Here is a 25,964-nt window from a genome sequence, read left to right as displayed (position 1 = left end):
TGATGAGCGAGGAAAGCCGGGCACATCCCTGTGCCCTCCCCGCGTGCTCTCCCACGGGGACTACCTTCGGGTCGCCGGAGGGAGAAGGACTCCAAATTTGAGGGGCGAATTCAGGGCCCGACACCGTATAATCGCCCCCTTGAGGCGCGGTGGGAGAAGCGGACGCGTCCGCTGCCGAAGGCGCAACGCCCGTAATCGCTCAGGCTCCCATACCACCGCCGCTTGCGGAACAACTCTGGAGAGACCGGTTAGATCCGGCGCCGAAGGGGCACGAAGCGCATCCGCGCTTCCAAACTCTCAGGCAAAAGGACAGAGGGGCGCCTGACGTGCGGCACGCACGTCCTGCCTCTATGCAAGCACTCCGGACGCCTGTCATGACCCAGAACGCCTCCCCCTCCCTGCGCGACCTCGAGCACCACGAAGCTTTCATCGAGCGCCACATCGGCCCGAACGACGCCGAGATCGCGCACATGCTGTCCGCCATCGGCTACGACTCGCTCGAGGCGATGACCGACGCCATCGTGCCGGGCCAGATCAAGTCCGCCGCGCCGCTGGCCCTGCCGCCGGCGATGACCGAGGTGGAGGCGCTGGCGAAGATCCGTGCCATCGCCGACAAGAACCGGGTGTTCCGCAGCTTCATCGGCCAGGGCTACTACGGCACCCACACGCCGAACGTCATCCTGCGCAACATCCTGGAGAACCCGGCCTGGTACACGGCCTATACGCCGTACCAGGCGGAGATCTCGCAGGGCCGCATGGAAGCGCTGATCAACTTCCAGACCATGGTGGCCGACCTTACCGGGATGGACATCTCCAACGCCTCGCTGCTGGACGAGGCCACCGCCGCGGGCGAGGCGATGACGCTGGCCAAGCGCTCGGCCAAGTCCAAGAGCAACGTGTTCTTCGTCGCCGACGACGTGCACCCGCAGACGCTGGAAGTGCTGCGCACCCGCGCCGACGGCGTGGACATCGCGCTGCATGTCGGCCCCGCCGCCGATGCGTCCACGGTCGACAGCTTCGGCGTGCTGCTGCAGTACCCCAACACCTACGGCACCATCCACGACTACCGCGCCGTCGCCGAAGCGGTGCACGCGCGCGGCGCGCTGGTCGCGGTCGCCACCGACCTGCTCGCGCTCACCCTGATCGCCGCGCCGGGCAGCTGGGGCGCGGACATCGTGATCGGCAACAGCCAGCGCTTCGGCGTGCCGTTCGGCTTCGGCGGCCCGCACGCCGCCTACCTGGCCTGCCGCGATGCCTACAAGCGCTCCATGCCGGGCCGCCTGATCGGCGTGTCGGTGGATGCCGAAGGCAAGCCGGCCTACCGCCTGACCCTGCAGACCCGCGAGCAGCACATCCGCCGCGAGAAGGCCACCTCCAACATCTGCACCGCGCAGGTGCTGCTGGCGGTGATGGCCAGCATGTACGCCGTCTACCACGGCCCCGACGGCCTGCAGCGCATCGCGCGCCGCACGCATCGCCTGGCCGCGATCCTGGCGGCGACGCTGCGCAAGGCCGGCCTGGAGGTGGGCGGCGAGTTCTTCGACACGCTGCGCATCACCGGCGTCGATGCCGATGCGATCCACGCCAAGGCCGCCGGCAAGGGCCTCAACCTGCGCCAGATCCACGGCCAGTGCGTCGGCATCAGCCTGGACGAGACCACCACCCGCGCCGACGTGCAGGCGCTGGCCGGCCTGTTCGGCGCGGAGCTGAGTGACATCGACGAAGTCGACGCCGCCACCGCCGATGCGTTGCCCGCCGCGCTGCTGCGCCAGGACGCATTCCTGCAGCACCCGGTGTTCAACACCCACCACAGCGAGCACGAACTGCTGCGCTACATGCGCTCGCTGGCCGACAAGGACCTGGCGATGGATCGCACCATGATCCCGCTCGGCTCCTGCACCATGAAGCTCAACGCCACCGCCGAGATGATCCCGGTGACCTGGCCGGAGTTCGGCAACATCCACCCGCTGGCGCCGGCGGCGCAGACGCAGGGCTACAAGCAGCTGATCGACGAGCTGGAAGCGATGCTGGTGGAATGCACCGGCTACGACGCGGTGAGCCTGCAGCCGAACTCCGGCGCGCAGGGCGAATACGCCGGCCTGCTGGCGATCCGCGCCTACCACCGCTCGCGCGGCGACGAGCACCGCGACGTGTGCCTGATCCCCGAATCCGCGCACGGCACCAACCCCGCTTCCGCGCAGATGTGCGGCATGACCGTGGTGGTGACCAAGTGCGACGCCAACGGCAACGTGGACCTGGAAGACATCCGCGCCAAGGCCGAGAAGTACAGCGAGCGCCTGGCCGCGCTGATGATCACCTACCCGTCCACGCACGGCGTGTTCGAGGAAGACGTGGTCGCCATCTGCGACATCGTGCACAAGCACGGCGGCCAGGTGTACACCGACGGCGCCAACATGAACGCGCTGGTCGGCCTGGCCAAGCCGGGCAAGTGGGGTTCGGACGTCTCGCACCTCAACCTGCACAAGACCTTCTGCATCCCGCACGGCGGCGGCGGCCCGGGTGTCGGCCCGTGCGCGGTGAAGTCGCACCTGGCTCCGTTCCTGCCGCGTACGCTCGGCGGCGAGGGTTCGGTGGGCATGGTCTCGGCGGCCAGCTTCGGCTCGGCCTCGATCCTGCCGATCAGCTGGATGTACATCACCCTGATGGGCCAGCAGGGCCTGCGCAAGGCGACCCAGGTCGCGCTGCTCAATGCCAACTACATCGCCAGGCGCTTGGCCTCGCATTACGAGACGCTGTACACCGGCCGCAACGGCCTGGTGGCGCACGAGTGCATCCTGGACCTGCGCCCGCTCAAGGACGCCACCGGCATCAGCGCCGAGGATGTGGCCAAGCGCCTGATCGACTTCGGCTTCCACGCGCCGACGCTGAGCTTCCCGGTGGCCGGCACGCTGATGGTCGAGCCGACCGAGAGCGAATCGCAACACGAGCTGGACCGCTTCATCGACGCGATGATCCAGATCCGCGAGGAAATCCGCGCGATCGAGGACGGCCGCCTGGACCGCGAGGACAACCCGCTCAAGCACGCCCCGCACACCGCCAACGCGGTGGCCGGCAGCGAGTGGACCCACGCCTACCCGCGCGAGCTGGCCGTGTTCCCGCTGCCCACCCTGCGCCTGCAGAAGTACTGGCCGCCGGTGGCGCGCGTGGACAATGTCTACGGCGACAAGAACGTGATGTGCGCGTGCATCCCGGTGGATGCATACAAGGAAGAAGCCGAGGCATAAGCCGCCGGTTTTTACCCGTGCACCGCGACAGGCCCCGCTTCGGCGGGGCCTGTCCGTTTCGGGGGGAATGACTTTCGGGCTCTTGCCAGCGGCGGGGGCGGCTGGTCTGATCGCCAACGTCCGCCGCAGGTTGGGGTGAGCGCAAGCGCGCCCCGGCATCGCAAAGCCGGATACGCCAGCGTTGGGGTTCGCTTGCGCTCACCCCAACCTACGCCGATCGCCTCGACCGCGCCGTAGCCCAGGGAGCCGACATGCCGAACCCATCCGCCCGTTCGCTTGTACTCGCCGCCTTGCTCGCTCTCACTTCGGTGGCTGCTTTCGCGCAGACGCCGCCCGCCGCCGAACAAGGCAGCTTCGTGCTGCACAAGTTCGCCCGGGCGATCGGCAAGGAGAGCTACACGATCGCCAGCGAAAAGGGCCAGCTGCTCCTGCGCTCGGATTTCAGCTTCAAGGATCGCGGCACCGAAGTGCCGCTGAAGACCGAGTTCACCGCAACGGATGTCACGCATCCATTGACGTTGAAGAGCGAAGGCCAGTCCTCGCGCCAGTCGCCGATGCACGACAGCTTTACGCTGGATCCCAAGGCAGGCCGGGTCAAGCTCGTGCGCGACGGCAAGACCACCGAGCATCCGGTCACCGACACCACGTTCCTGGTCGACGGCTATTCGCCGGTCGCCATGCAGCAGATGCTGCTGCGCTACTGGCTGGCCAAGGGCAAGCCGGAGCGCATCGCCGCGCCGCCGGATGCCGACATCCATATCCAGCCCGCGGGCGACCTGGACATCCAGGCCGGCGGCAAGACGGTGAAACTGCACGGCTATGTGATCAGCGGCCTGGTCTGGGGCAACGAGACGGCCTGGCTGGACGATCAGCAGAAGCTTGCCGCGGTGGTCACCACCGACAGCGAGTTCGATCATTTCGAAGCGGTGCGCGAAGGCTACGAAGCCTCGTTGCCGACCTTCATCCAGCGCGCCGCCGCCAACAATCTTCAGGCGCTGGTCAAGCTCACCGAGAAGGCCAGGCGCCCGCCGTCGAAGAAGCTGGCGATCACCCATGTCACGCTGATCGACGGCACCGGCAGCGCCCCGAAGCGCAACGCCTCGGTGTACGTCGAAGAGGGCCGCATTACCCGCATCGACACCAGCGGTGCCGCACCCAAGCCCGAGCCGGGCATGGACGTGCTCGACGGCAGCGGCAAGTTCCTGATCCCCGGCCTGTGGGACATGCACGCGCATTACGAGCAGGTGGAATGGGGCCCGATCTACCTGGCCGCCGGCGTCACCACCGTGCGCGACTGCGGCAACGAATTCGACTACATCACCACCGTGCGCGACGCCATCCAGTCCGGCCGCGGCATCGGCCCGCGCCTGCTGGTGGCGGGCATCGTCGACGGCAACGGCCCGATCGCGCTGGGCGCCGTCACCGCCGACACGCCGGAGGAAGCGCGCGCCGTAGTGCGCCGCTACAAAGAAGCCGGCGCGATCCAGATCAAGATCTACAGCAGCATGAAGCCCGCGCTGGTGCCGGTGATCGCCGAGGAGGCGCACAAGCTGGGGCTCACCGTCACCGGCCATGTGCCCGAGGGCATGACCAGCGCGCAGGTGGTGGAAGCGGGCTACGACAGCATCAACCACATCCATTTCGTCACGCGCGACCTGCTCGGCATAAAGCGCGGCCAGCCGATGCCGCCGCTGGATTTCAAGACGCCGAACGCGCGCCGCCAGCTGGCCCTGTTCAAGCAGCATCACACGGTGTTCGACGACACCATCGCGCTGTTCGAGCTGTTCTCGCGCCCCACCGCCAGGCCACTGCGCGCGATCGAGCCGGGCATCGACCACGTGGCCGCGCCGCTGGCGCCGGCCTTGAACGGCATGGGCTCGCCGCCCGACCGCGCCGAAGAATCGGCCAGGCGCTACGCCTACATGCTGGCCACCCTGCGCGAACTGCATCGCCAGGGCCTGACCATCGTGGCCGGCACCGACCAGGCGATCCCCGGCTATTCGCTGCATCGCGAGCTGGAGATCTACGTGCAGGCCGGCTTTACGCCGATGGAGGCGCTGCAGGCGGCGACCAGCGTGCCGGCGAAGGTGCTCGGCCTGGACGGCGAAGTCGGCACCGTGCAGGTCGGCAAGCGCGCCGACATGCTGCTGCTCGACGGCGACCCGCTGGCCGATATCCACAACACCCGGCGCATCGCCAAGACCATCGCCAACGGCAGCGTGTACGACCCCGCGCCGCTGTGGGAGTCGGTAGGCTTCAAGCCCTGAACACGCCATCCACGATGCGCCCATGAGGAGACCCGCCATGCGCAAGACCCTGCCCTTCCTGCTCGCCGCACTCCTGCTCGCGCCGCTCGCGCACGCCGCCGACGAAGGTGCCGCCATCCGCGCGGTGCTGTCCGCCCAGCAGGATGCCTGGAACCGCGGCGACATCGACAACTTCGTCACCGCGTACAAGGACGCGCCCGACACCACCTTCATCGGCGCGAAGATCCGCCAGGGTTATGCGCGCATCCTGGAGAGCTATAAGAAGAACTACGCCGGCAAGGAGCAGATGGGCAAGCTCACCTACTCCGACCTCGACGTGCGCCTGCTGCCCTGCGCTGATGGACAGGCGCACTATGCGGCGGTGACGGGGCGGTTCCATCTGGATCGCACGGCGCATGGCACGGCGGCGAAGGACGATGGGGTGTTTTCGCTGTTGTGGGAGAAGACCGCGAGCGGGTGGAAGATCGTGCTCGACCACAGCTCCTGATCGAGACACGACGTAGGTTGGGGTGAGCCGCAGGCGAACCCCGACAGAGGCATGGACGGAGCGTCCGTTGGGGTTCGCCTGTGGCTCACCCCAACCTACGCCATCGGCGGCAAAAAAGAGGCCCGCTTGCGCGGGCCTCCAGACTCAAACCGCCACGGTGCAAATCAGCCGCCGTGCTGCTTCAGCCACGCATCGATCGCCGGCATCCGCTCGTTCTTCACCTTGATGCGGTACTCGATATTCGCCACCGCCGTATCGGCATCGCGACGCGAACCCGCCGCCAGATACTTCTCGGCATAGGCCTTCACCTTGCCCACCATCGCCGGATTCAACGAACGCGAAGCGAGCTGCGGGTAGTAGCGGCTGCTCGCGCTCGAATCCACCTTCTTGTCTACCTCGGCCTTGTGCGCCACGGCGAAATCGAAGGCCAGTTCCGGATGCTGCGAGGACACCACGCTGATCATGCTCGCGCTGTTGGTGGCGCCGGGCTCGTCGGTGAGCGCCAGGTCCAGCGTCTTCTGCGCCAGCGCCTTGTCGCGGCCGATCGACAGCAGCGTGTACAGCTGGTCCTTCACCAGCGGCGTCTTCTCAGCCTTGGCCATCGCGTGCAGGCGATCCCAGGTGGCGGCGTCCGCATTGCGTGCGACCACGCCCAGGATGGTGCGACGCAGGGCCGGCGGCATCGCCTTGGGGTCCTTGCCCTGCGCGTCGAAGCGGCGCTGCGCTTCCTTCAGCACGGCCGGATCGCCGAGGTTGCCCAGCGTGCCGATCAGCTCGGTGCGCAGGATCTTCACCGGATCGGCCTCGCCTTCCTTCGGCTCCCAGCCCACACGCGCGAACACCGGCGCCAGCTTGGCGATGGCGAACTTGCGGAACGCCGCCTGGCGGGCGGCATCGCCCTCGTAGTAGCCATCCACGCCGCTGAGATCGCCGGCGATGTCACCCCAGATCTGCGGATCGGCGTCGACCGGCGTGGCCTGCACCAGGTCCAGGAAATCGGAGGACGGACGCTGGCCCGCCATGCCCAACGCCCAGGTGTCGCCCAGCGTGCCGAGCTGGTCGATCGGCGGCAGCTTGGCGAAGTTGTCCTTCAGCGCGGCGAACTGCTCGGCGCCGTACAGCGTGCGGTAGTAGCCGCTCTGGCCGGCGTTGACCACCACCGGGCCGCAGCCGGGCACTTCCAGCGTGGCCTTGCCGCCGGTCACCAGGGTGCGCGCGGGCTCGCCGCCCAGGGTCTGCGCGATCACCGGCACACGCCAGGACAGCGGCTGCTTGCCCGGACGGTCGCGGGTGAATTCGCCCTGGCTCAGCTTCAGCGTGGTCTTGCCGGCGGCACAGCTGGCCGACTCCACCGTGATCAGCGGGATGCCCGGCTGCAAGGTGAAGTCGTGCGCGACGTCGCTGATCGGCTTCTTCGAAGCCTGCTCCACCGCGCGCCACAGGTCATCGGACACCGTGTTGCCGTAGGCGTGCTGCTTCATGTACAGGCGCACGCCGTCGCGCCAGGCATCGGCGCCGACATAGCCTTCCAGCATGCCGATCACCGCCTGGCCCTTGGAATAGGTGATGGCGTCGAAAGCCTGGCTGGCCTGCTCCACCGTCTCCACGTGCTGCACGATCGGATGGGTGGTGGCGATGGCGTCGCGGCCCATCGCGCCTTCGCGCACGTTGACCTGCTCCAGCTTGGTGTTCCATTCCGGATGCAGCTTCTCGGTGGTGCGCGCCTCCATCCACGAGGCGAAGCCTTCGTTGAGCCACAGGTCGTCCCACCAGCGCATGGTCACCAGGTCGCCGAACCACTGGTGCGCCATCTCGTGCGCCTGCACCGAGAACACGTTCTGCTTGTCGGCCTGGGTGGAGATGGTGGGATCGAGCAGCAGCACGTATTCGAAGGTGTAGATCGCGCCCCAGTTCTCCATCGCGCCGAAGAACTGGCTGCGGCCCGGCGAGGCGATGTTGTCCAGCTTGGGCAGCGGATACGGCGTGCCGAAATAGTCGTTGTATTCGGCCAGGATGGTCTTGGCCGAATCCAGCGCGAAGTTGGCCTGCGACAGCATGCCCTTCTGCGTGACCACGCCGACCTCGGTCTTGCCGGCCATCGCGGTGGCGCGCTCGAAATCGCCCACGCCGAAGAACAGCAGATAGGTGGACATCTTCGGCGAAGGCTGGAATTGCACCGTCACCAGGCCGTTGCCGGCGTCGCTCTTCTTCGCCACCGGCATGTTGCTGATCGCCAGTTGGTCCGCCGGCACGGTGGCGGTCAGGTTGAAGGTGGCCTTGTAGTTCGGCTCATCCCAGGACGGGATGAAGCGGCGGGCATCGGAGTTTTCGAACTGCGTGTACAGCGCGCGCTTCTTGCCGGCCTTGGTGTCGTAGTCGATGGCGAACAGGCCGTTGGCCTGGGTGCCGATCTTGCCGGTGTAGTTCATGGTCAGCGTATAGCTGCCCTTCGCCAGCGGCTTGTCGAAGCTGAAGGTGGCGGTCTGCTTCTCTTCGTCCACGGCGACCTTGGCCGCCTGCGCCTTGCCGCTGGCCGGCGCCAGGGTGACCTCGGAGAAGCTCATGCCCAGCGCGTTGAGCGTGATGCTGCCGGTCGGCTCCAGCACGTCGACCTTGATGGCGACCTTGCCGTCGAAGCTGAGCTTGTCCGCATGCGGCGTCACCGCCACGTCGTAGTGCACGGGGCGCACGTTGCGCGGCAGCTGGGTAGTGGCCTGCTGTTCGACAGCATGCTTGGCCGCCGGGACGGCGGCGACGGCGCTCATGGAAGCGCTCGCGAGCGCCAGGACGATCGCGGAAACCAGGGTGGAACGGCGCATGTCAGCTCCTTGGGTGAAAGCTTTGGGTGAAAGCATGGGGTCCGGCGGGGGAGCCGGAAAGTACATGGATGGATGGGCCGGACGAAGCTCCCCTAGGTCTGGCCAGTCCCGGCGATGGTCGCCGCCCGTGGCGGGCGGTAGCACGGCCCGGAAGTCATGGCTGGCAACTTGCCGACTGGCGTTTGGCCTCGCGGCGCTTAGGATTTCATCCGACTTTGAAGCCGAACAGGGCGCCCTCACACCAAGGCGCCCTTAGCCTGACGTCTTCCTCCTCGCCGGTTGAACGGGCGACACACATCCGCAGATCGCGCCATTTCGTTTATTTCTAATATTGCGCTTATTTCGATTAAGGAGCAGAATTCGCCATGCCTATCGCCAGCATCGCCGACTGGAGGCTCCGCATGACCGCGCCACGCCAAGCCACTCCATCCCTGCCCCCGACCCCCGAAGAAGCCGAAACGGCCCGTTCCAGCAGCCGCTTGCTGGCGGCCTGCCTCGGTGACGGCGGCACCCGGCGCATCAAGGTCATCGATGGCGACGAGATCATCGATGTGCCCGTGACCGCCTTGCGCATGCTGGTGGAAATCCTCGCCAACATGGCCGAGGGAAAAGCCGTGAACATCATTCCGGTGAAGGCCGAGCTGACCACGCAGCAGGCGGCCGACTTCCTCCATGTGTCGCGGCCGTACCTGGTGTCTCTGCTCGAAGCCGGAGAGATCGAATTCCATAAGACCGGAACGCATCGACGAATCTACGCCAGCGACCTGCTGGCCTATCGACAGAAACGGGATGCACAGAGCAAGAGCGCGCTGGACGAACTGGCTGCGCAGGCGCAGGAACTGGGTCTTGGATACTGATCGTGCCCTTCCCGGTGGTCTACGACGCCTGCGTGCTGTATCCGGCGCCCTTGCGCGATCTGCTCATGCGCCTCGCGCTCACCGGCTTGTTCCATGCCCGCTGGACTGAGCGCATCCACGACGAATGGATGCGCTCGATTCTGGCCAGGCGCCCCGAGCTGAAGCCGCAGGCGCTGCAACGCACCCGAGAACTGATGAATGCGGCCGTGCCCGATTGCCTGGTGTCCGGCTACGAGCAACTCGAAGAGGGACTGACGCTAAAGGATCCGGACGACCGCCACGTGCTTGCCGCGGCGATCAAATGCCACGCGAGCGTGATCGTCACGTTCAACCTCAAGGACTTCTGGGCGGACGCGCTCAAACCTTACGACATCGAAGCTCAGCATCCCGACGAATTCATCCATCATCTGCTCGACCTGCAGCGAGCGAGCGTCTGCGCAGCCGTGAAAGGTCAGCGCGAGGCCTTGAAGAAGCCGCCAAAGACCGTCGAAGAAGTACTGGCTACTTTGCTGGAGCAAGGATTACCCACGACAGTAGCGGCGCTCCGTCCAATGATGGCGCTGCTATAGCACCGGCGAAGTGAGCAGCTGCAGCAGGTGGCGACGCACCTGTTCGCCACCTGATCGTATCGCTGCAAAAAAAAGCAGGGTCGCCGAAACGACCCTGCCTCTGTCGGAATAGGTCCGCCGCGCGTGGGTGGCATCGTTCGGGTAACGATGCCCGCGTGGCGGAGGGGGAGAAACCAGGCGCGAGCCAGAGCCATGAAGCACTCCGGACCCGCTGACCACCTTCGGCCGCCTGGAGCCGACCATGGCTGCGTGCAACCTTAGGTTGCGTTTGCCGCCCCGACTTCTATCCAGCGCACAAAGCGGCCAAGCAGCGGCCGATTGAAGCTTCCGATAGCTGTGTTTGTGCGGAGGCGCACAGCGGGTTCACTTACTGGATCGCGTCGGTCTTCACGCGCTCTTACCGCGCCATGCGCAAGAACCGCCGCCCGCGGCATCGCCGGCATGCCGTCATCCGGTTCCTGCACGCGTTACGCCATGTCTTCAGTGCATTCCGCCGGATTGATAACTATCGCCCACGCGCGGCTCCGGCAGTTCGCTGTCCGGATCGATCAGGCGACCGAGCGACTGCCTGCCCTCGCTCTCGTCGAACGACCGATGCGTCTTCGCCTGCCCGGTGCCGCTGCGCCGGCCGACCCCGCCTTCAGGCGCGACGACCAGCTCCGGCGTCAACCGCTGTGGCCGCGCGTGCGTGCCAGCCGACACGTGCTGTCCATCGTCGTCAGCGGATTCCGACTCGTCTTCATCGCCGTCTTCGCGCGGCAGCTGTCTGGTCGGAACGCTCACCGGCTCGCCGCCCTGAGACTCATCAGGCTCGCCAGCCGCCGGATCGGGCTCACGCCGCTCTTTCTTCGTCACCCGATCATCGATGCCGTCTTCGCCCTGGTTGCCGCGATGCGCTGCGGCACCGCGACCGGAGTGTTCGTTGTCTGCGTTAGCCATGACATCCGCTCCTGCTGCAGAGCGCACATGGTCAGGCCTGCGCAGTCAGCATGGCGTGCAAGCGGCGTAGCGATAATGGGACGGCGTGATGAAGGAGGCGGCGGTTGCGCCTTCTTCCCTATGGCAAGCTCGACGGGAAAACCCCTTGAGCGAGTTCAAAAAAAAGCCCCGCGATGCGGGGCTCTTTCATTGCGCGACAGAACCGGCTCAGGCGAATGGATCGTCCAGCACGATGGTGTCGTCGCGGTCCGCGCCGGTCGCCACGATCGCCAGGCGGCAACCGGAGAGCTCCTCCACCGCACGCAGGTAGGCGCGCGCGGCGGCCGGCAGCTTGTTCCAGTCGCGGATGCCGGCGGTCGACTCGTCCCAGCCCGGGAATTCCAGGTAGACCGGCTTGCACTCCGCCCAACCGTCCGCATCCAGCGGCGCCAGTTCGCGGCGCTTGCCGCGGTATTCGTAGGCGATGCACACCTTGATGCTCGGCAGGCCGTCGAGCACGTCGAGCTTGGTGATGGCCAGGCCGTTGATGCCGTTGATCTGCACGGCGCGCTTGAGCGCCACCAGGTCGATCCAGCCGCAGCGGCGCGGACGGCCGGTGCTGGCGCCGAACTCGTTGCCGACCTTGCGCAGGCGCTCGCCCATCTCGTCGTGCAGCTCGGTCGGGAACGGACCGCCGCCGACGCGCGTCGCATAGGCCTTGCAGATACCCAGCACGTAGTCGATGTCGCCCGCGCCGACGCCGGTGCCGGCCAGCGCGCCGCCGACCGTGGTGTTGGACGAGGTGACGTACGGATAGGTGCCGTGATCGATGTCCAGCAGCGCGCCCTGGGCGCCTTCGTACAGGATGTGGCCGCCTTCCTTGCGCACCTCGTGCAGGATGGTGGCGACGTCGTCGACCATCGGGCGGATGAACTCGCCATAGGCCAGCGCATCGTCCAGCACCTGCTGGTAGTCGACCGCCTCGGCCTTCAGCCACTGGGTGAGGATGAAGTTGTGGTACTCGACCGCGGTCTTCACCTTCTCCGGCAGCTCGTGCGGATACATCAGGTCGGCCACGCGGATCGAGCGGCGGGCGACCTTGTCCTCGTAGGCCGGGCCGATGCCGCGGCCGGTGGTGCCGATCGCGCTCTTGCCGGCGGCGGCTTCGCGCGCCTTATCCACGGCGATGTGGTACGGCATGATCAGCGGCGTGGCCGGGCTGATCTTCAGGCGCGAGCGCACTTCCACGCCCTGCGCCTCGAGCTCCTCGATCTCCTGCTTGAGCGCCTGCGGCGACAGCACCACGCCGTTGCCGATCAGGCAGAGCGCGTCGTCGCGCAGGATGCCCGAAGGGATCAGGTGCAGCACGGTCTTCTTGCCGCCGATGACCAGCGTGTGGCCGGCGTTGTGGCCGCCCTGGAAGCGTGCGACCGCCCGCACCTGCTCGGTCAGCAGGTCGACGATCTTGCCCTTGCCTTCGTCGCCCCATTGCGCGCCGAGGATTACGACTGACTTGCCCATGATCTTTCTCGCTCGTAGGTCGTGGCCCCATCGGGGGGCCGGAGGATGTTGAATCGAAAACTTTGCAGGCGATCGCGCGTCAATGCACCAGCTGCAGGAACAGCAATCCGGCCGCCATGACCACCGCGCCGCAGATGCGCAGGCGCTGCGGCTCCATCTTCAGTGCCTCGCGCGCCAGGTTCTGCCAACCGCGCGGCGAGGCGAACAGCACCAGTCCCTCGATCACCATGACGAGGCACAGCGCGGCAGCCAGGTCATGCGCCATGCCCGACGGCCTCAGCGCTTGCTGGCGCCGTCGTTGAAATACTTCAGGAACTCCGAATCCGGCTTCAGCACCAGCACGCCCTTGCCGTCGTCGAAGGACTTACGGTACGCGCCGAGGCTTCGATAGAACGCGAAGAACTCCGGATCCTGCCCGTAAGCCTGCGCGTAGATCGCCGCGGCCTGCGCGTCGCCTTCGCCGCGGATCTTGGCCGCGTCGCGTTCGGCTTCGGCACGGATCACCTGGCCCTGGCGGTCGGCGTCGGCCTGGATGGTTTCGGCGGCCTGGCGGCCGGTGGAGCGCAATTCGTTGGCCAGCTGCAGGCGCTCGGCGCGCATGCGCTTGTAAACCGACTCGCTCACTTCGTCCGGCAGGTCGATGCGCTTGATGCGCACGTCGACCACGGCGATGCCGAGGCTCTTGCGCGCGGTGGCGTCGGTCTGCCTGCGCACGCGCTCGGTGATGTCCTTGCGGCCGCCGGCGATCAGTTCCTGCAGGGTGCGGCCGTTGAACTCGAAGCGCAGGGCATCTTTCACGATCGGCGACAGGCGGTTGGCGGCCTGCAGCTCGGCGCCGGCGGTGGCGCGGTAGTAGGCGGCGTTGTCGGCGATGCGCCACTTCACGTAGAAATCGACGTTGACGCTCTTCTTCTCGGAGGTGAAGTAGCGCTCCGGCTGCGCCTCCAGGGTGAGGATACGGTTGTCGAACAGGATGGCCTGCTGGATCAGCGGCAGCTTGAAGTGCAGGCCCGGGGTGTCGCCCGTGCGCACGATGCGGCCGAACTGCAGCACCAGGGCGCTCTGCCCTTCGTGCACCACGTAGGCGCTGTTGAAACCGAGCAGGACGGCGACGACGACGAGGATGCCGGCGAGGAATTTCATCACTGCTTCTCCTTGCCCGAGTCGGCGGCCGGCGCCACCGTGCCTACGCCCGGCAGGTCGCGCACGGCGGCGCGGTCCAGCGGCAGATAGATCATGTTGCGGCCACCGGTGCCGTCCAGCACCTTGGGATTGTTGGACATCACGTCCTCGACGGTTTCCAGCCACAGGCGGCGGCGGGTCACTTCGGGCGCGCCGCGGTATTCCTTGAGGATGAGGTTGAAGCGGTCGGCGTCGCCGGTGGCGCGGGCCACACGCTCGGCCGAATAGCCCTGCGCCTGGGCGGCGATGCGCGAGGCTTCGCCGCGCGCTTCCGGCACCACCTTGCTGGCGTAGGCGCGGGCATTGTTCTCGGTGCCCTGCTTGTCTTCGCGCGCGGCGTTGACGTCGTCGAAGGCATCCTTCACTTCCTGCGGCGGCGAGACGTTCTGGAAGCTGACGTCAGTGACGGCGAGGCCGGAGTCGTAGCTGTCCAGCGTGGCCTGCAGGATTTCGCGGGTCTGCTGCTGCAGCGTGTCGCGCGCCTGCGCGGCGGCGGAGGCCTGGTTGACCGCGGCCTGGGCGGCGGCGACCGGCGCGGCGGTGGTGGTCGGCGTGGCGGGCACGGCGACCTGCTCGGCGGCGGAGCTGGTGAGGATGTTGTCCATCACATTGGCGCCGACCACCGAGCGCACCGCGGCCTCGGCCGCCTGGCGCAGCGTGTCTTCCGGCTGGCCGCTGAGCGAGAACAGGAACTTGCGCGCGTCCGACACCTGGTACTGCACGTTGAAGTCGACCGAGATGATGTTCTCGTCGCTGGTCAGCATGCGCACCTTGTCGGAAACCGAGCGCACCTCGGTCGTGCTGACCTTGGTGACCGTCTCGAACGGACGCGGCAGCTTGAAGTGGAAGCCCGGGCCGAGCGTGCGCGCGTACTGGCCGAAGCGCAGCACCACGCCGGCCTGGCGGGCGTCGACGACGGTGGCGCTGCTGAGCAGCAGCGAGGCCAGCAGCAGGGCCAGCACGATGGTGAGCAGGCCGCCGGGGCCGCCGCCGAGGCGCGACAGCCGGTTCTTCAGCTGCTTGAACGCATCGTCCAGGCCGGACTTGCCGGGCGTCTGGCGAGGCTTGCCCCAGGGGTCACGTTGCCCGTTACCGGGTTCGTTCCAGGCCATTGTCAGTCTCCTTGAGGCCGCTGGGAGGCCGGCATCGATGGCCGGAAACACCTTGGTCGGAAAGCATCATGGTGGCGAGTCGCGTCCGGGCAAGGTTCCGCCCGGCAGGGAAGCGGCACAAACAGCGGGCATTCTAGCAGAGGCAGGCGAGCGAAGGCCCGCCCCGCCTCATCGAATGGTGTATCCCATGGCGTAGGTCGGGGTGAGCAGAGCGAACCCCAACTAAGGCGGCGCAGCGAAGCGCCACGTTGGGGTTCGCTTTGCTCACCCCAACCTACCTCGCTCCATCAGGCTTCGCCGGGCTCCCCGAGCAGGCCGCGCAGCAGGTCCGCCTCGGCCAGGCTGCCGCCGCTGAGCGGGGCGATCACGCTGCGCGGCGCGTCGATGCGCAGGCGCCAGCCTTCCTCGTCCACGTTCTCGCTGGCGATGGCGCCGACCGCCTTGAGCCGCGCATGCAGGCGGCCGGCGGTGAGCGGCAGGCGCAGCTCGGACTGCACGCGCTCGCCGCCGAGCAGTTCGCCCAGCGCCTGGCGCAGCAGGTCCAGGCCCTGCCCCGTGGCGGCGGACAGCCACACCGTGACCGGGCGGCCTTCGTCGTTGCGGTCGATGCGCGGCTCGGTGCCGGCCAGGTCGATCTTGTTCATCACCCGCAGCTGCGGCACATCGCCGGCGTCGATCTCCTCCAGCACGCCGTCGACCACCTTGTGCAGGTACTCGCGCTCCTCATCGGCGGCGTCGCTCACATGCAGCAGCAGGTCGGCGTCGCGCGCCTCGGCCAGGGTGGCGCGGAAAGCCGCCACCAGGTCATGCGGCAGGTCGCGGATGAAACCGACGGTATCGGCCAGCACGGTGGGGCCGCAACTGAGGTCGTCCAGCTTGCGCACGGTGGGATCCAGCGTGGCGAACAGCAGGTCGGCGGCGAACACCTCGCCGGAGGTCAATGCATTGAACAGCGTGGACTTGCCGGCGTTGGTGTAGCCCACCAGGGCCACCCGCGGCACCGTGTTGCGCAGGCGCGCGCGGCGCTGCTGGGTGCGCTGCACCTGCACTTTTTCCAGGCGCTTGCTCAGCATCTTCACCCGCTCGGCGAGCAGGCGGCGGTCGGTTTCCAGCTGGGTCTCGCCCGGGCCGCGGTTGCCGATGGCGCCGCCGCGCTGGGCGTCCAGGTGGGTCCAGCCGCGCACCAGGCGGGTGGCGACGTGCTTGAGCTGGGCCAGCTCCACTTCCAGCTTGCCTTCGTGCGAGCGGGCGCGCTGGGCGAAGATGTCCAGGATCAGGCCGGCGCGGTCGACCACGCGGGTCTTCAGGTGCTTTTCGAGGTTGCGCTCCTGCACCGGGCTGAGGGTGTGGTCCACCAGCACCAGGTCGGCCTCGAGCGCGCGCACCATCTCGGCGACCTCGTCGGCCTTACCGGAACCGATGTAGAAGCGCGGGTTCGGATCCTCGACGCGGGCCGCGATGCTGCCCAGCACTTCGGCGCCGGCGGACTTCACCAGCTCGGTGAATTCCTCGGCGCGGCGGACGGTGTCGCCCTCGCCACGGGAATGCGGGAGCACCAGGACGGCGCGCTCGCCTTTCTTTTGTCTATCGAACACGGATGCGGAATGACCTGTGCGTGTGGGCCCGGCCTCGGGCCGGATGGCCGCGAGAGGGGCAAAGGCAGAGTGTAGCGGCGCGGGCGGCCGCGGGGTCGGCAACGACCAAGCGGCGGGAGCTCAAGCCCCGCCGCCTCCTGACACATGGGTCATTCCAGGCCCGTTTCAACCTTCCGTTTCGGGCGCCGCCGTAGCCTCGACGTGGCCCTCGTGGCCGGTCCCCATCCGCACGTTGCGGCTGGGCACCACGGTGGAAATGGCGTGCTTGTAGACCATCTGGCTGACCTGGTTGCGCAGCAGCACCACGAACTGGTCGAACGACTCGATCGTGCCCTGCAGCTTGATGCCGTTGACCAGGTAGATGGCAACCGGGACGCGCTCGCGGCGCAAAGCGTTCAAAAACGGATCTTGCAAAGATTGCCCTTTGGACATTGTTGTTCTCCCCTCGCATCGGACGGGCCGGATAAAAGACGCTCGCGCGCCCCGGCCCAAGGCCCCGGAATATTAACCACTTTTAAATCGTTGATGAAAGGCTATTCGCGAGCGGGTGAAACGGTTTCGTACAGGCTTCCGGGGAAGCGCGAACCCGGTCGCGAAAACCCCCGGCGCGAAGTCCCCAGGAACAGCTCCAGCGCATCGACGACCCGGGCCTCCAGGCCCGGCCGGTCGGGATCGAACGTCCGCGCATCCAGCTCGCCGCGCAGCCAGGTGATCTGGCGCTTGGCCAGCTGGCGGGTGGCGAAGATGCCGCGGTCGCGGAACGCGGCCGCATCGGTCAGCCCGTCCAGATGCTCCCAGGCCTGCCGGTAACCGACCGCGCGCATCGAGGGCAGATCCGGATGCAGGTCGCCGCGGGCGCGCAGGCCGCGCATCTCGTCGAGGAAACCGTCGCGCAGCATGGCGTCGAAGCGCTCGGCGATGCGTCCGTGCAGCGGCGCGCGGTCCACCGGCAGCAGGGCCAGTTTCAGCACGCGCCAGGGGAAGCGCTCGCCGCTGCCGCCGCGCTGCTGTTCGGACAAGGGGCGGCCGGTGAGCTCGATCACCTCCAGCGCGCGCTGGATGCGCTGCGCGTCGTTAGGCCCGATGCGCGCCGCGGCGGCGGGGTCCGCCTCGCGCAGGCGCTCGTGCAATGCCGGCCACCCGATCACGCCGGCCTGGGCGGCGAGCCGCTCGCGGATCGCCGGGTCGGCTTCCGGCAATTGTGACAAGCCTTGTTGCAGCGCGCGGAAATACAGGCCCGTGCCGCCGACCAGCAGAGGAACCTTGCCGCGCGCGGTGATGTCTTTCATCGCCTGCAGGGCGTCGGCGCGGAAATCCGCCGCCGAATACGGCTCGGCCGGATCGCGGATATCGATCAGCGCGTGCGGATAGCGCGCCAGCGTGGCTGCATCCGGCTTGGCCGCGCCGATGTCCAGGCCGCGGTACACCAGCGCGGAATCCACGCTTACCAGTTCGACCGGAAATTGCTTGCTCAGCGCGCACGCGAGCGCCGTCTTGCCCGAGGCCGTAGGGCCCATCAAGAAAATGCCAGGGTGACGCGAGTCGACAGGCATGTAGGCTTCCGGGGGGCTCAAGGTGACGTGCAGGGTCAGGCTGTCATGCAGCGGATTTGCCGCCCAACGGCAACGCAACGCCATTTGGACGGAATGGGCACGTGCCTTGCTTCACATTTTGAACGACAATCACGGTGTCTTGCATGATCGCACCGTGGTCAACCACAGCGAACCGCCGAGATAAGCAGAACGGGGGGAAGTATCGAATGAGCAAGCGCAAGTACATGGTGGCCGAACCCGGCAACCGCGCCTCGGCACCCGGTGCCGCCGCCAAGCCCCGCGCGGGCGACGATGGCGCGCCGCCGGTGTGGCACAAGGACAACCGCGGTTTCTGGTTCGTGGTGTGCGTGGCGGCCAGCCTGGTCTTCGCGCTGATCTATACCGCGCTGCGCTGAGCGCGCGGTTTCCTTTGCCGGCGCGTGGCGCCGGCCGGGAGGCATCGCCCCTTTCCCATTTTCCGACTTCGCCAACCGCGTAGGTTGGGGTGAGCGCAGCGAACCCCAACGCGACCGCAGTGCTGGCCTTGTCGTCCGGTACGACGACCTGAAACGTTTGTTGGGGTTCGCTGCGCTCACCCCAACCTACGTTCGTCGCCTTTGCAGCCTTACCTCGCCGGCACACCCAGCTCCTTCAGCAGCTGCGGCGCCGGATACACCTTGTCCATCAGCCAGCGCATGTAGCGCATGTCGACGTGGATCGCGCGCTTGTAGCGCGGATCGAACATCCAGCTTGCGCTCACCGCCTCCCAGTTGCTGTCGAAGTTCAGCCCCACCAGCTGGCCGTGCGCATTGAGCACGGGCGAGCCGGAATTGCCGCCGGTGGTGTCGAGGTTGCTGAGGAAATCCACCGGCATCACGCCGGAACGCTTGTCCAGATACCCGTCGTAATCGCCCTTGGCGATCGCATCGAGCAGCGGCCTGGGCGCGTCGAAGGGTTCGACGCCGGTGTTCTTCTCGACGATGCCGGCGGTGCTGGTCAGCGGCGAATAGCTCACCGCATCGCGCGCCTTCAGCGGCGTGACCTTGCCGTAGCTCACGCGCAAGGTGGAGTTGGCATCCGGATAGACCGCCCGCCCCTGCTGCTCGCGATAGGCGATCAGCGCCTGCATATAAGCGGGGCGCAGGCGCAGCAGTTCGCCGTCGCGCTCCTTGCGCTGGTCCTCGATGCGCAGCAATGCGGGCTGCAGCGTCGCCGCCAGCTTGAGCAGGGCGTCGTCCGACCTGGCCGCTTCATCCGGCGCGGCCTTCAGCCAGTGCAGGCGTTGCGCTTCGTCACCCAGCTGCGTGGCACCGTAGACGCGATCGAGCGCGGCGGCCAGCTCGGCCGGCGTGCGGCCGAAGGCGGCGTCGAATTCCGGCACGCGCTGCGGGTCGGGCAACTGCTGGTAGCGAGCAAGCAGAGCGGTAAGCAGGCGCTTTTCCACCGCCGCGTCGTAGCGGCGCTGCACCTGCTTGAGCATGCCGGCGGTCAGCTCCTCGTCGCGCTGCTGATAGCCGGTTTCGCGGTCGGCGTCCGGCTTCGCACGCTCGTGGGCGAAACGCTGCAGGGTGAGTGCCGAACGCAGCAGCTGCGTCTGCGATTGCAGGATCGCGAACAGCAGGTCGCGCTCGCGGTTGGCATTGCCGTTGGCGATCAGCTTGGCCACGGTATCGATGTCGGGACGCAGTGTCCTGGCCTGCGGCTGCTTGCCCAGCCAGGCCAGCATGGCGTCTTCGTCCTTGCGACGAATTTCGACCGCGTCGCTGCGCTTGAGCCCGTCGAGCTCGCCGCTGAAACGCTTGATGCCGTTCTTCAGCGACTGCAGCTGCGAGGCGTAGCGGATCGCCGCCTGCTTGTCGGCGCGGCCGGCATCCTCGATCACGCCTTGCAGCTGCTTCATCACCTCCACCGACTTGGGCAGGCGCCACTGCACCTGGTCGGCGAACTCCGCCGCGGTGCGGTGGCGATAGGTGGTGCCCGGATAGCCGGCGAGCATGACGAAGTCGCCTTCGTTCACGCCTTCGCTGGCGATCTGCAGGTGCGCCGGCGGATGGTAGGGCTGGTTCTCCCTGGCGTACGCGGCCGGCTTGCCGTCCGCGCCGACATAGGCGCGCAGCACGGTGAAGTCGCCGCTGTGGCGCGGCCATACGAAGTTGTCCACCTCGTCGCCGTAGTTGCCGATCGCGCGCGGCGGCGCATAGACCAGGCGCACGTCGCGGATCTCCAGCTGCTTCACCAGGTAGAAATCGCGCCCGTAGAACATGTTGACCACGCTGCAGCGATAGCCCGCCTCGCGCTCGCATTCGGCCACCAGCGCCTTGCCGGCGGCATCCACCGCGTCGTAATAGGCGCGGCCGGTCTTGCCCCTGGCCTGGGCCAACACCTGCTCGGTGACCTTGTCGAAGCCGGTGGTCACGCGCAGGCGGAAGTCCGGGTTGGCCGGCAGCTCCTGCGCGCGGTCGCCGGCGACGAAGCCATGCTGGATCAGGTCACGCTGCGGGTTGCTGTTGTACTGGATGACGCCGAACGCCACGTGGTGGTTGGTCAGCACCAGGCCGTCGCCGCTGACGAAGGCGCCGGTGGCGCCGCCCACCTTGACCACCGCGCTGAGCGGCGGCCTGGTCAGGTCGGCGAGGTCGGCGGGATTGCCCTGGTAGCCGGCGGCGCGCAGCCGCTTGCCGATCGAGGGCAGCTGCGACGGCATCCACATGCCCTCGTCCGCCTGCGCACCCGGCGCCAGGCCCATCGCCATGGCCGCGGCCAGGCCCATCGTCTTCTTACGCATCCTTACATCCCCTGTGGGCGATCGCACAAACTTGCGACCTTAGACCGAAGCGTCCCGCCGGGCAACGCTGCACTGCACGAAGACGGCCCACCATGCCCGCACTTTATAATCGCCGCTTTCCCCGCCCGCCCCCGCGGGCCAGCCGATGGATTCCCCATGCCGCAGACGATGAAAGCCCTGGTCAAGCGCTTGCCCGAACAGGGCATCTGGATGGAAGAAGTGCCCGTGCCCGAGGTCGGCCCCAACGAGGTGCTGATCAAGATGGAGAAGACCGCCATCTGCGGCACCGACCTGCACATCTACAAGTGGGACGAGTGGAGCCAGCGCACGATCAAGCCCGGCCTGACCATCGGCCACGAGTTCGTCGGCCGCATCGTCGACATCGGCCCGGGCGTCACCGGCTACAAGGTCGGCGACCGCGTCTCCGCCGAAGGCCATATCGTCTGCGGCCACTGCCGCAACTGCCGCGCCGGCCGCCAGCACCTGTGCCCGAACACGGTAGGCATCGGCGTGAACCGCAACGGCGCGTTCGCCGAATACATGACCATGCCGGCCTCCAACCTGTGGCCGATCCCGGACCAGATCCCCTCCGAGCTGGCCGCCTTCTTCGATCCCTACGGCAACGCCGCGCACTGCGCGCTGGAGTTCGACCTGATCGGCGAGGACGTGCTGATCACCGGCGCCGGCCCGATCGGCATCATCGCCGCCGGCATCGCCAAGCACGTAGGCGCGCGCAACGTGGTGGTGACCGACGTCAACGACTACCGCCTGAAGCTGGCCGCCGACATGGGCGCCACCCGCGTGGTGAATGTCGCCAACCAGTCCTTGCGCGACGTGGTGAAGGACCTGCACATCGAAGGCTTCGACGTGGGCCTGGAGATGAGCGGCAACCCGCGCGCCTTCAACGACATGCTCGACTGCATGTACCACGGCGGCAAGATCGCGCTGCTGGGCATCATGCCCCGCGGTGCCGGCATCGACTGGGACAAGGTGATCTTCAAGGGCCTCACCCTGCAGGGCATCTACGGCCGCCGCATGTACGAGACCTGGTACAAGATGACCCAGATGGTGCTCAGCGGCTTCCCGCTGCAGAAGGTGCTCACCCACCAGATCCATATCGACGACTTCCAGAAGGGCTTCGACCTGATGGACGCGGGCCATTGCGGCAAGGTCGTGTGCTCCTGGCTTTGATTCGAACGAGCTTTAAGCACAGCCTGAAGGCTCCCGCGCCAAGCGTGCGCGGGAGCCAACCGAAAAGTGTCACGCACGGGTAAACTCGCCCCGCGACCGACGCTTATAGGACTTGGGTAGGGAGTGTGCGGCCGGGGTAGGACCGCTCGCCGTCGGGTCGCTAATCGACGGAGCATCGCCCGCATGGCAGACCAGGTTTCTTCCGGCAGTTCCCGGTTGGCGGCCGCGCAGACGCGCGCGCTCGCCGTGTACCGCTCGCGGCGTGCGCGCAAGACGGCGCTGATCGTCGCCATCGTGCTGGTGCTGTTCGGCCTGTTCGGCTTTCTCGCCGCGCCGTCGATCATCCGCGGCCAGATCGAGAAGCGCGCCAGCGCCGCGCTGGATCGCCCGGTGACGCTGGGCAAGGTGCATCTCAATCCCTACACCCTGCGGCTGCAGCTGGACCAGCTGCATATCGGCGAGCGCGACGGCAAGACCGGCTTCGTCGACGTCGAGCAGATCGTCGCCAATACGTCCTGGTCGACGCTGTTCCGCCTGGCGCCGGTGCTGGACGAACTCTCGCTGCAGCAGCCGCGCATCCATATCGCGCGCACCGCCGACCAGCGTTTCAATTTCTCCGACATCATCGACCGCTACGCGTCGCAGCCGGCCGAGCCGGACGCCAAGCCGGCACGCTTCGCGCTGTCCAATATCAGCGTGCACGGCGGCGACATCGTGTTCGACGACCAGGCCGCCAAGGCCACCCATCACGTCGAACAACTGGAACTGGGCATTCCGTTCCTGGCCAACCTGCCCAGCAGCACCGACGTGTTCGTCAAGCCGCTGCTGGCGTTGAAGGTGGACGGCAGCCCGCTGCGCATCGAAGGCCAGACCAAGCCCTTCGCCAGCAACCGCGAATCCGCGATCGGCTTCCAGCTCGATCGCCTGGATCTACCCCGTTACCTGGGCTATGTCCCCAAGCCGCTGCCCGTGGCGATTCCGAAGGGCCTGCTCAGCGGCAAGCTGGAACTCAACTTCGTGCAGACGCCGGAAGCGCCGCAGGTGCGCCTGACCGGCAACCTGCAGCTGGACGATTTCGCCCTGGACAGCAGCAAGGGCGAGCCGATCGCCCGGCTCGGCCATGGCACGGCGGAGCTGGCGGACGTGCAGCCGCTGGTCTCGCGCTACCAGCTCGGCGCGCTGAAGCTGGAGCAGGCGCAGGTCTACTACACCGCGAGCGAGGGCGGGCACAGCAACTACGACACGCTGACAGCACCGTCCGCGCCGGCCGATCCCGCCAAGAAAGCCGCGCCCACCGACCTGCGCATTGCCTCGATCGCGCTCACCGGCAGCGCCATCCATTACACCGACGCCACGCAGAACAAGCTCGACCTGGCCAACCTGCGCGGCAGCCTGCTCGGCCTGAGCATGCTCGCCGCGCCGCCGGCCAGGCTCGACCTCGCCGGCCAGTTGTTCGGCGGCGACATCGGCGCGAAGGGCACGCTGGACCTGGCCGCCGCGAAGCTCAACGCGGCGCTGGCGCTCAAGCAGGTGGACATGGTGCCGCTGCAGGCGATGGCCGGCTCCGCCATGGCCGCGCGCGCCGCCAAGGGCAAGCTCGATGCCAACGGCCAGTTGGAGCTGGACTGGGGCAAGACCACCAACGTGCACCTGGCGCCGGCGCAGGCGACGGTCACCGACTTCGCCCTGGCGGCGGACGGCAAGAACCAGGCGGCGCCGGTGGCGTGGAACAAGCTGCAGGCGGATATCGAACAGATCGACCTGGCCTCGCGCCAGGCGCGCCTGAAGAGCCTGGTCGGCACCGGGCTGAGCCTGGATGTGCAGCGCGCCGTCAACGGCAACATCTCGCTTACCGAGCTGTTCGCTCCGCCGAAGACCACCGCAAAGACTGCGCCGCGCGCCAAGGCCAAGCCGACGGATGCGGAACCGGCATGGCAGTGGAGCATTGCCCACCTCGCCGTGGAGGACGGTGCCGTGCGCTTCGCCGACCACGCGGTGGGCAACGGCAAGCCGGCCGTGGTGGAAGTGAAGTCGCTCAAGGGCGGCATCGACGAGCTGAGCGACAAGTTCAACCAGCAGCGCGCGATGAAACTCGACGGCGCGATCGGCAAGGGCAGCTTCTCGCTCGCCGGCAAGGTGCAGCCCTCCCCCGCCCTGGCCGACCTGGACCTGACCACGCGCGGCCTGGACATCGCCACCTTCGCGCCGTACATCAGCGTGCCGCTCAACGTGACCATCTCCAGCGCGCGCCTGAGCGGCAAGGGCAAACTGCTTTACGACGGCCGCGGCAAGGAAGCCAAGTTCGGCTTCAAGGGCAACGCCGCGCTGGAACGCGTGCGCGTGCAGGACAAGGTCACCGGCGACGACTTCCTGCGCTGGAGCGCACTCAACGCCGGCAACCTGGACGTGGCCTACGGCAGCGGCACGCCGCGCATGCATGTGGGCAGCCTGGTGCTGAGCGCGTTTTACGCACGCATGATCGTCAATGCCAACGGCCGCCTGAATCTGGCGGACGTGGTGGCCAAGCCGGAACAGGAAGAACCCGTCTCGGTGACGCGCGCCGAAGCCAATGCGCCGGCGGCGCCCAAAGTGTCGAAGACGACGACCGAGACCGAGAAGCCCACCGAATCCATCGCGCCGGCGGCGGATATCCAACTGGGCCAGATCACGCTGTTGAACGGCCAGCTCAATTACACCGACAACTTCATCAAGCCCAACTACACCGCCAACCTCACCAAGGTCACCGGCAAGATCGGCGCCTTCGGCACCGCCGGCGGACCGCCGGCCGAGGTGGCCGTGCAGGCGCAGCTGGACGACAGCTCGCCGGTGGATATCAGCGGCACCATGAATCCGCTCGCGCCGGTGGCTTTCCTCGACATCCAGGGCAAGGCCAATGAGGTGGAGCTGACCCGGCTGAGCGCGTACTCCAGCAAGTACACCGGCTATCCGATCACGGCGGGCAAGCTCAGCGTGGACGTGAAGTACAACCTCGACCAGCGCAAGCTCAAGGCCGACAACCACATCTACATCACCCAGCTGACCTTCGGCGATCGCATCGAAGCGCCCGGCATCTCGCACCTGCCGGTGAAGCTGGCGGTGGCGCTGCTGAAGGACACGCAGGGCAATATCGACGTGAACGTGCCGGTGTCCGGCTCGCTGGACGATCCGCAGTTCAGCATGGGCGGCCTGATCTGGCGCGCCATCGGCAACCTGATCGTCAAGGCGGTGACCTCGCCGTTCCGCCTGCTCGGCTCGGCCTTCGGCGGCAGCAATCACGAAGACCTGGGCTATGTGGAATTCGACCCGGGCTCCGCGGTGCTCAACGCCGCCGCGCAGGAGCGCCTGGGCAAGGTCGTGGCGATGCTCAACCAGAAGACCGCGCTGACCCTGGACATCGTCGGCCGCACCGATCCGGCACAGGACCAGAACGGCCTGCGCAAGGTCACCGTGGAAGACATGGTGCGCAAGGAGAAGGTGCTGGACGACAACGGCAAGAACGCCGACACCTCTCCCGCCGCACTCGCCGCGGTGGCAATCACGCCCGACCAGGAAGAACGCTACCTGGCGCGCGCCTACAAGCATGCCGAGGACATCGACAAGCCGCGCAATGCGCTGGGCCTGAAGAAGTCGCTGGAACCGGACGAGATGCGCGCGCTGCTGGAGACCAATGTCAAGACCGATGATGCGGCGATGCGCGACCTGGCCGAGCGCCGCGCCAATGCGGTGCGCGACTGGCTGAAGGGCAAGCTGCCGGACAACCGGTATGGGATGAAGGATCCCAAGCTCACGCCGGAGGGGATCGACGACAAGGGCAAGACCACGCGGGTGGACTTCGGCTTGCATTGAGCAGGCCCGGACCGGCGTAGGTTGGGGTGAGCCGCAGG

18 protein-coding genes and 2 riboswitches are annotated in these 25,964 nt (G+C 67.3%); of the genes, 8 read left to right on the top strand and 10 right to left on the bottom strand.

Going from position 1 to position 25,964, the window contains the following annotated elements; all coding sequences use genetic code 11:
- Nucleotides 1-140: 140 nt before the first annotated feature.
- Nucleotides 141-225: riboswitch (glycine riboswitch) on the top strand.
- Nucleotides 226-323: riboswitch (glycine riboswitch) on the top strand. It begins immediately after the preceding riboswitch.
- Between the two features lie 51 nt (nt 324-374).
- The 3 genes from gcvP (at nt 375) to BM172_RS08855 (ending at nt 5,999) form a co-directional block, all read left to right on the top strand.
- A complete protein-coding gene (gcvP, locus tag BM172_RS08865; RefSeq protein ID WP_026633098.1) occupies nt 375-3,245 on the top strand; it encodes an aminomethyl-transferring glycine dehydrogenase in 2,871 nt (956 codons plus the stop codon).
- 251 nt (nt 3,246-3,496) lie between these two features.
- Nucleotides 3,497-5,512 carry an amidohydrolase family protein gene (locus BM172_RS08860; protein WP_026633097.1) on the top strand — a complete coding sequence of 672 codons (2,016 nt, stop codon included), beginning with the start codon at nt 3,497-3,499 and terminating at the stop codon, nt 5,510-5,512.
- A 37-nt stretch (nt 5,513-5,549) separates the two neighbouring features.
- Nucleotides 5,550-5,999, top strand: coding sequence for a YybH family protein (locus tag BM172_RS08855; RefSeq protein ID WP_026633096.1), 450 nt, complete (start codon nt 5,550-5,552; stop codon nt 5,997-5,999).
- A 164-nt stretch (nt 6,000-6,163) separates the two neighbouring features.
- Here BM172_RS08855 and BM172_RS08850 read toward each other — a convergent pair whose 3' ends face one another.
- Nucleotides 6,164-8,818 (bottom strand): M1 family metallopeptidase, encoded by a 2,655-nt coding sequence (locus BM172_RS08850; protein WP_026633095.1) that lies wholly within the window; start codon nt 8,816-8,818, stop codon nt 6,164-6,166.
- A gap of 365 nt (nt 8,819-9,183) precedes the next feature.
- Here BM172_RS08850 and BM172_RS08845 point away from each other — a divergent pair, with 365 nt between their 5' ends.
- Both BM172_RS08845 and BM172_RS08840 read left to right on the top strand, forming a co-directional pair.
- Nucleotides 9,184-9,675, top strand: a complete 492-nt coding sequence (locus tag BM172_RS08845; protein ID WP_231504086.1) for a helix-turn-helix domain-containing protein — start codon at nt 9,184-9,186, stop codon at nt 9,673-9,675.
- Between the two features lie 2 nt (nt 9,676-9,677).
- A complete protein-coding gene (locus BM172_RS08840; protein ID WP_231504085.1) occupies nt 9,678-10,244 on the top strand; it encodes a PIN domain-containing protein in 567 nt (188 codons plus the stop codon).
- 480 nt (nt 10,245-10,724) lie between these two features.
- Here the strand turns inward: BM172_RS08840 and BM172_RS08835 are convergent, their stop codons facing one another.
- From BM172_RS08835 to miaA, 8 genes are all read right to left on the bottom strand, one after another.
- A complete protein-coding gene (locus BM172_RS08835; protein ID WP_026633092.1) occupies nt 10,725-11,183 on the bottom strand; it encodes a hypothetical protein in 459 nt (152 codons plus the stop codon).
- A gap of 207 nt (nt 11,184-11,390) precedes the next feature.
- Nucleotides 11,391-12,683 carry an adenylosuccinate synthase gene (locus tag BM172_RS08830; protein ID WP_026633091.1) on the bottom strand — a complete coding sequence of 431 codons (1,293 nt, stop codon included), beginning with the start codon at nt 12,681-12,683 and terminating at the stop codon, nt 11,391-11,393.
- 79 nt (nt 12,684-12,762) lie between these two features.
- Complete coding sequence (locus BM172_RS08825) at nt 12,763-12,948, bottom strand: DUF2065 domain-containing protein (protein ID WP_035322028.1); 186 nt, start codon at nt 12,946-12,948, stop codon at nt 12,763-12,765.
- Between the two features lie 11 nt (nt 12,949-12,959).
- Nucleotides 12,960-13,826: a protease modulator HflC gene (gene hflC / locus BM172_RS08820; RefSeq protein ID WP_035322026.1), complete on the bottom strand. Its 867-nt coding sequence runs from the start codon at nt 13,824-13,826 to the stop codon at nt 12,960-12,962.
- The gene (hflK, locus tag BM172_RS08815) at nt 13,826-14,977 is read right to left on the bottom strand and encodes an FtsH protease activity modulator HflK (protein ID WP_026633088.1); all 1,152 of its coding nucleotides are present in this window, start codon (nt 14,975-14,977) and stop codon (nt 13,826-13,828) included. The genes hflC and hflK overlap by 1 nt, the downstream gene beginning before the upstream one ends.
- A 287-nt stretch (nt 14,978-15,264) precedes the next feature.
- Entirely contained in the window at nt 15,265-16,572 is a 1,308-nt protein-coding gene (gene hflX / locus BM172_RS08810; protein WP_026633087.1) for a ribosome rescue GTPase HflX, read from the bottom strand.
- A 165-nt stretch (nt 16,573-16,737) separates the two neighbouring features.
- A complete protein-coding gene (gene hfq, locus BM172_RS08805; protein WP_026633086.1) occupies nt 16,738-17,004 on the bottom strand; it encodes an RNA chaperone Hfq in 267 nt (88 codons plus the stop codon).
- A gap of 101 nt (nt 17,005-17,105) precedes the next feature.
- Nucleotides 17,106-18,125, bottom strand: coding sequence for a tRNA (adenosine(37)-N6)-dimethylallyltransferase MiaA (gene miaA, locus BM172_RS08800; protein WP_081804966.1), 1,020 nt, complete (start codon nt 18,123-18,125; stop codon nt 17,106-17,108).
- A gap of 206 nt (nt 18,126-18,331) precedes the next feature.
- On the opposite strand from miaA, the gene BM172_RS08795 reads away from it, so the two are divergent.
- The gene (locus BM172_RS08795) at nt 18,332-18,520 is read left to right on the top strand and encodes a hypothetical protein (protein ID WP_026633085.1); all 189 of its coding nucleotides are present in this window, start codon (nt 18,332-18,334) and stop codon (nt 18,518-18,520) included.
- A gap of 209 nt (nt 18,521-18,729) precedes the next feature.
- Here BM172_RS08795 and BM172_RS08790 read toward each other — a convergent pair whose 3' ends face one another.
- The gene (locus tag BM172_RS08790; RefSeq protein WP_035322024.1) at nt 18,730-20,889 is read right to left on the bottom strand and encodes a S46 family peptidase; all 2,160 of its coding nucleotides are present in this window, start codon (nt 20,887-20,889) and stop codon (nt 18,730-18,732) included.
- A gap of 168 nt (nt 20,890-21,057) precedes the next feature.
- On the opposite strand from BM172_RS08790, the gene tdh reads away from it, so the two are divergent.
- Entirely contained in the window at nt 21,058-22,080 is a 1,023-nt protein-coding gene (gene tdh / locus BM172_RS08785; RefSeq protein ID WP_035322065.1) for an L-threonine 3-dehydrogenase, read from the top strand.
- 183 nt (nt 22,081-22,263) lie between these two features.
- The gene (locus tag BM172_RS08780) at nt 22,264-25,926 is read left to right on the top strand and encodes a DUF748 domain-containing protein (protein ID WP_026633082.1); all 3,663 of its coding nucleotides are present in this window, start codon (nt 22,264-22,266) and stop codon (nt 25,924-25,926) included.
- Nucleotides 25,927-25,964 lie beyond the last annotated feature (38 nt).

Origin of the sequence: Dyella marensis, assembly GCF_900112865.1 — a bacterium.
Lineage (GTDB): Bacteria > Pseudomonadota > Gammaproteobacteria > Xanthomonadales > Rhodanobacteraceae > Dyella_D > Dyella_D marensis_A.
The sequence above is the reverse complement of the archived record's forward strand: the minus strand, read 5'-3'. Positions and strand labels throughout refer to the sequence as shown.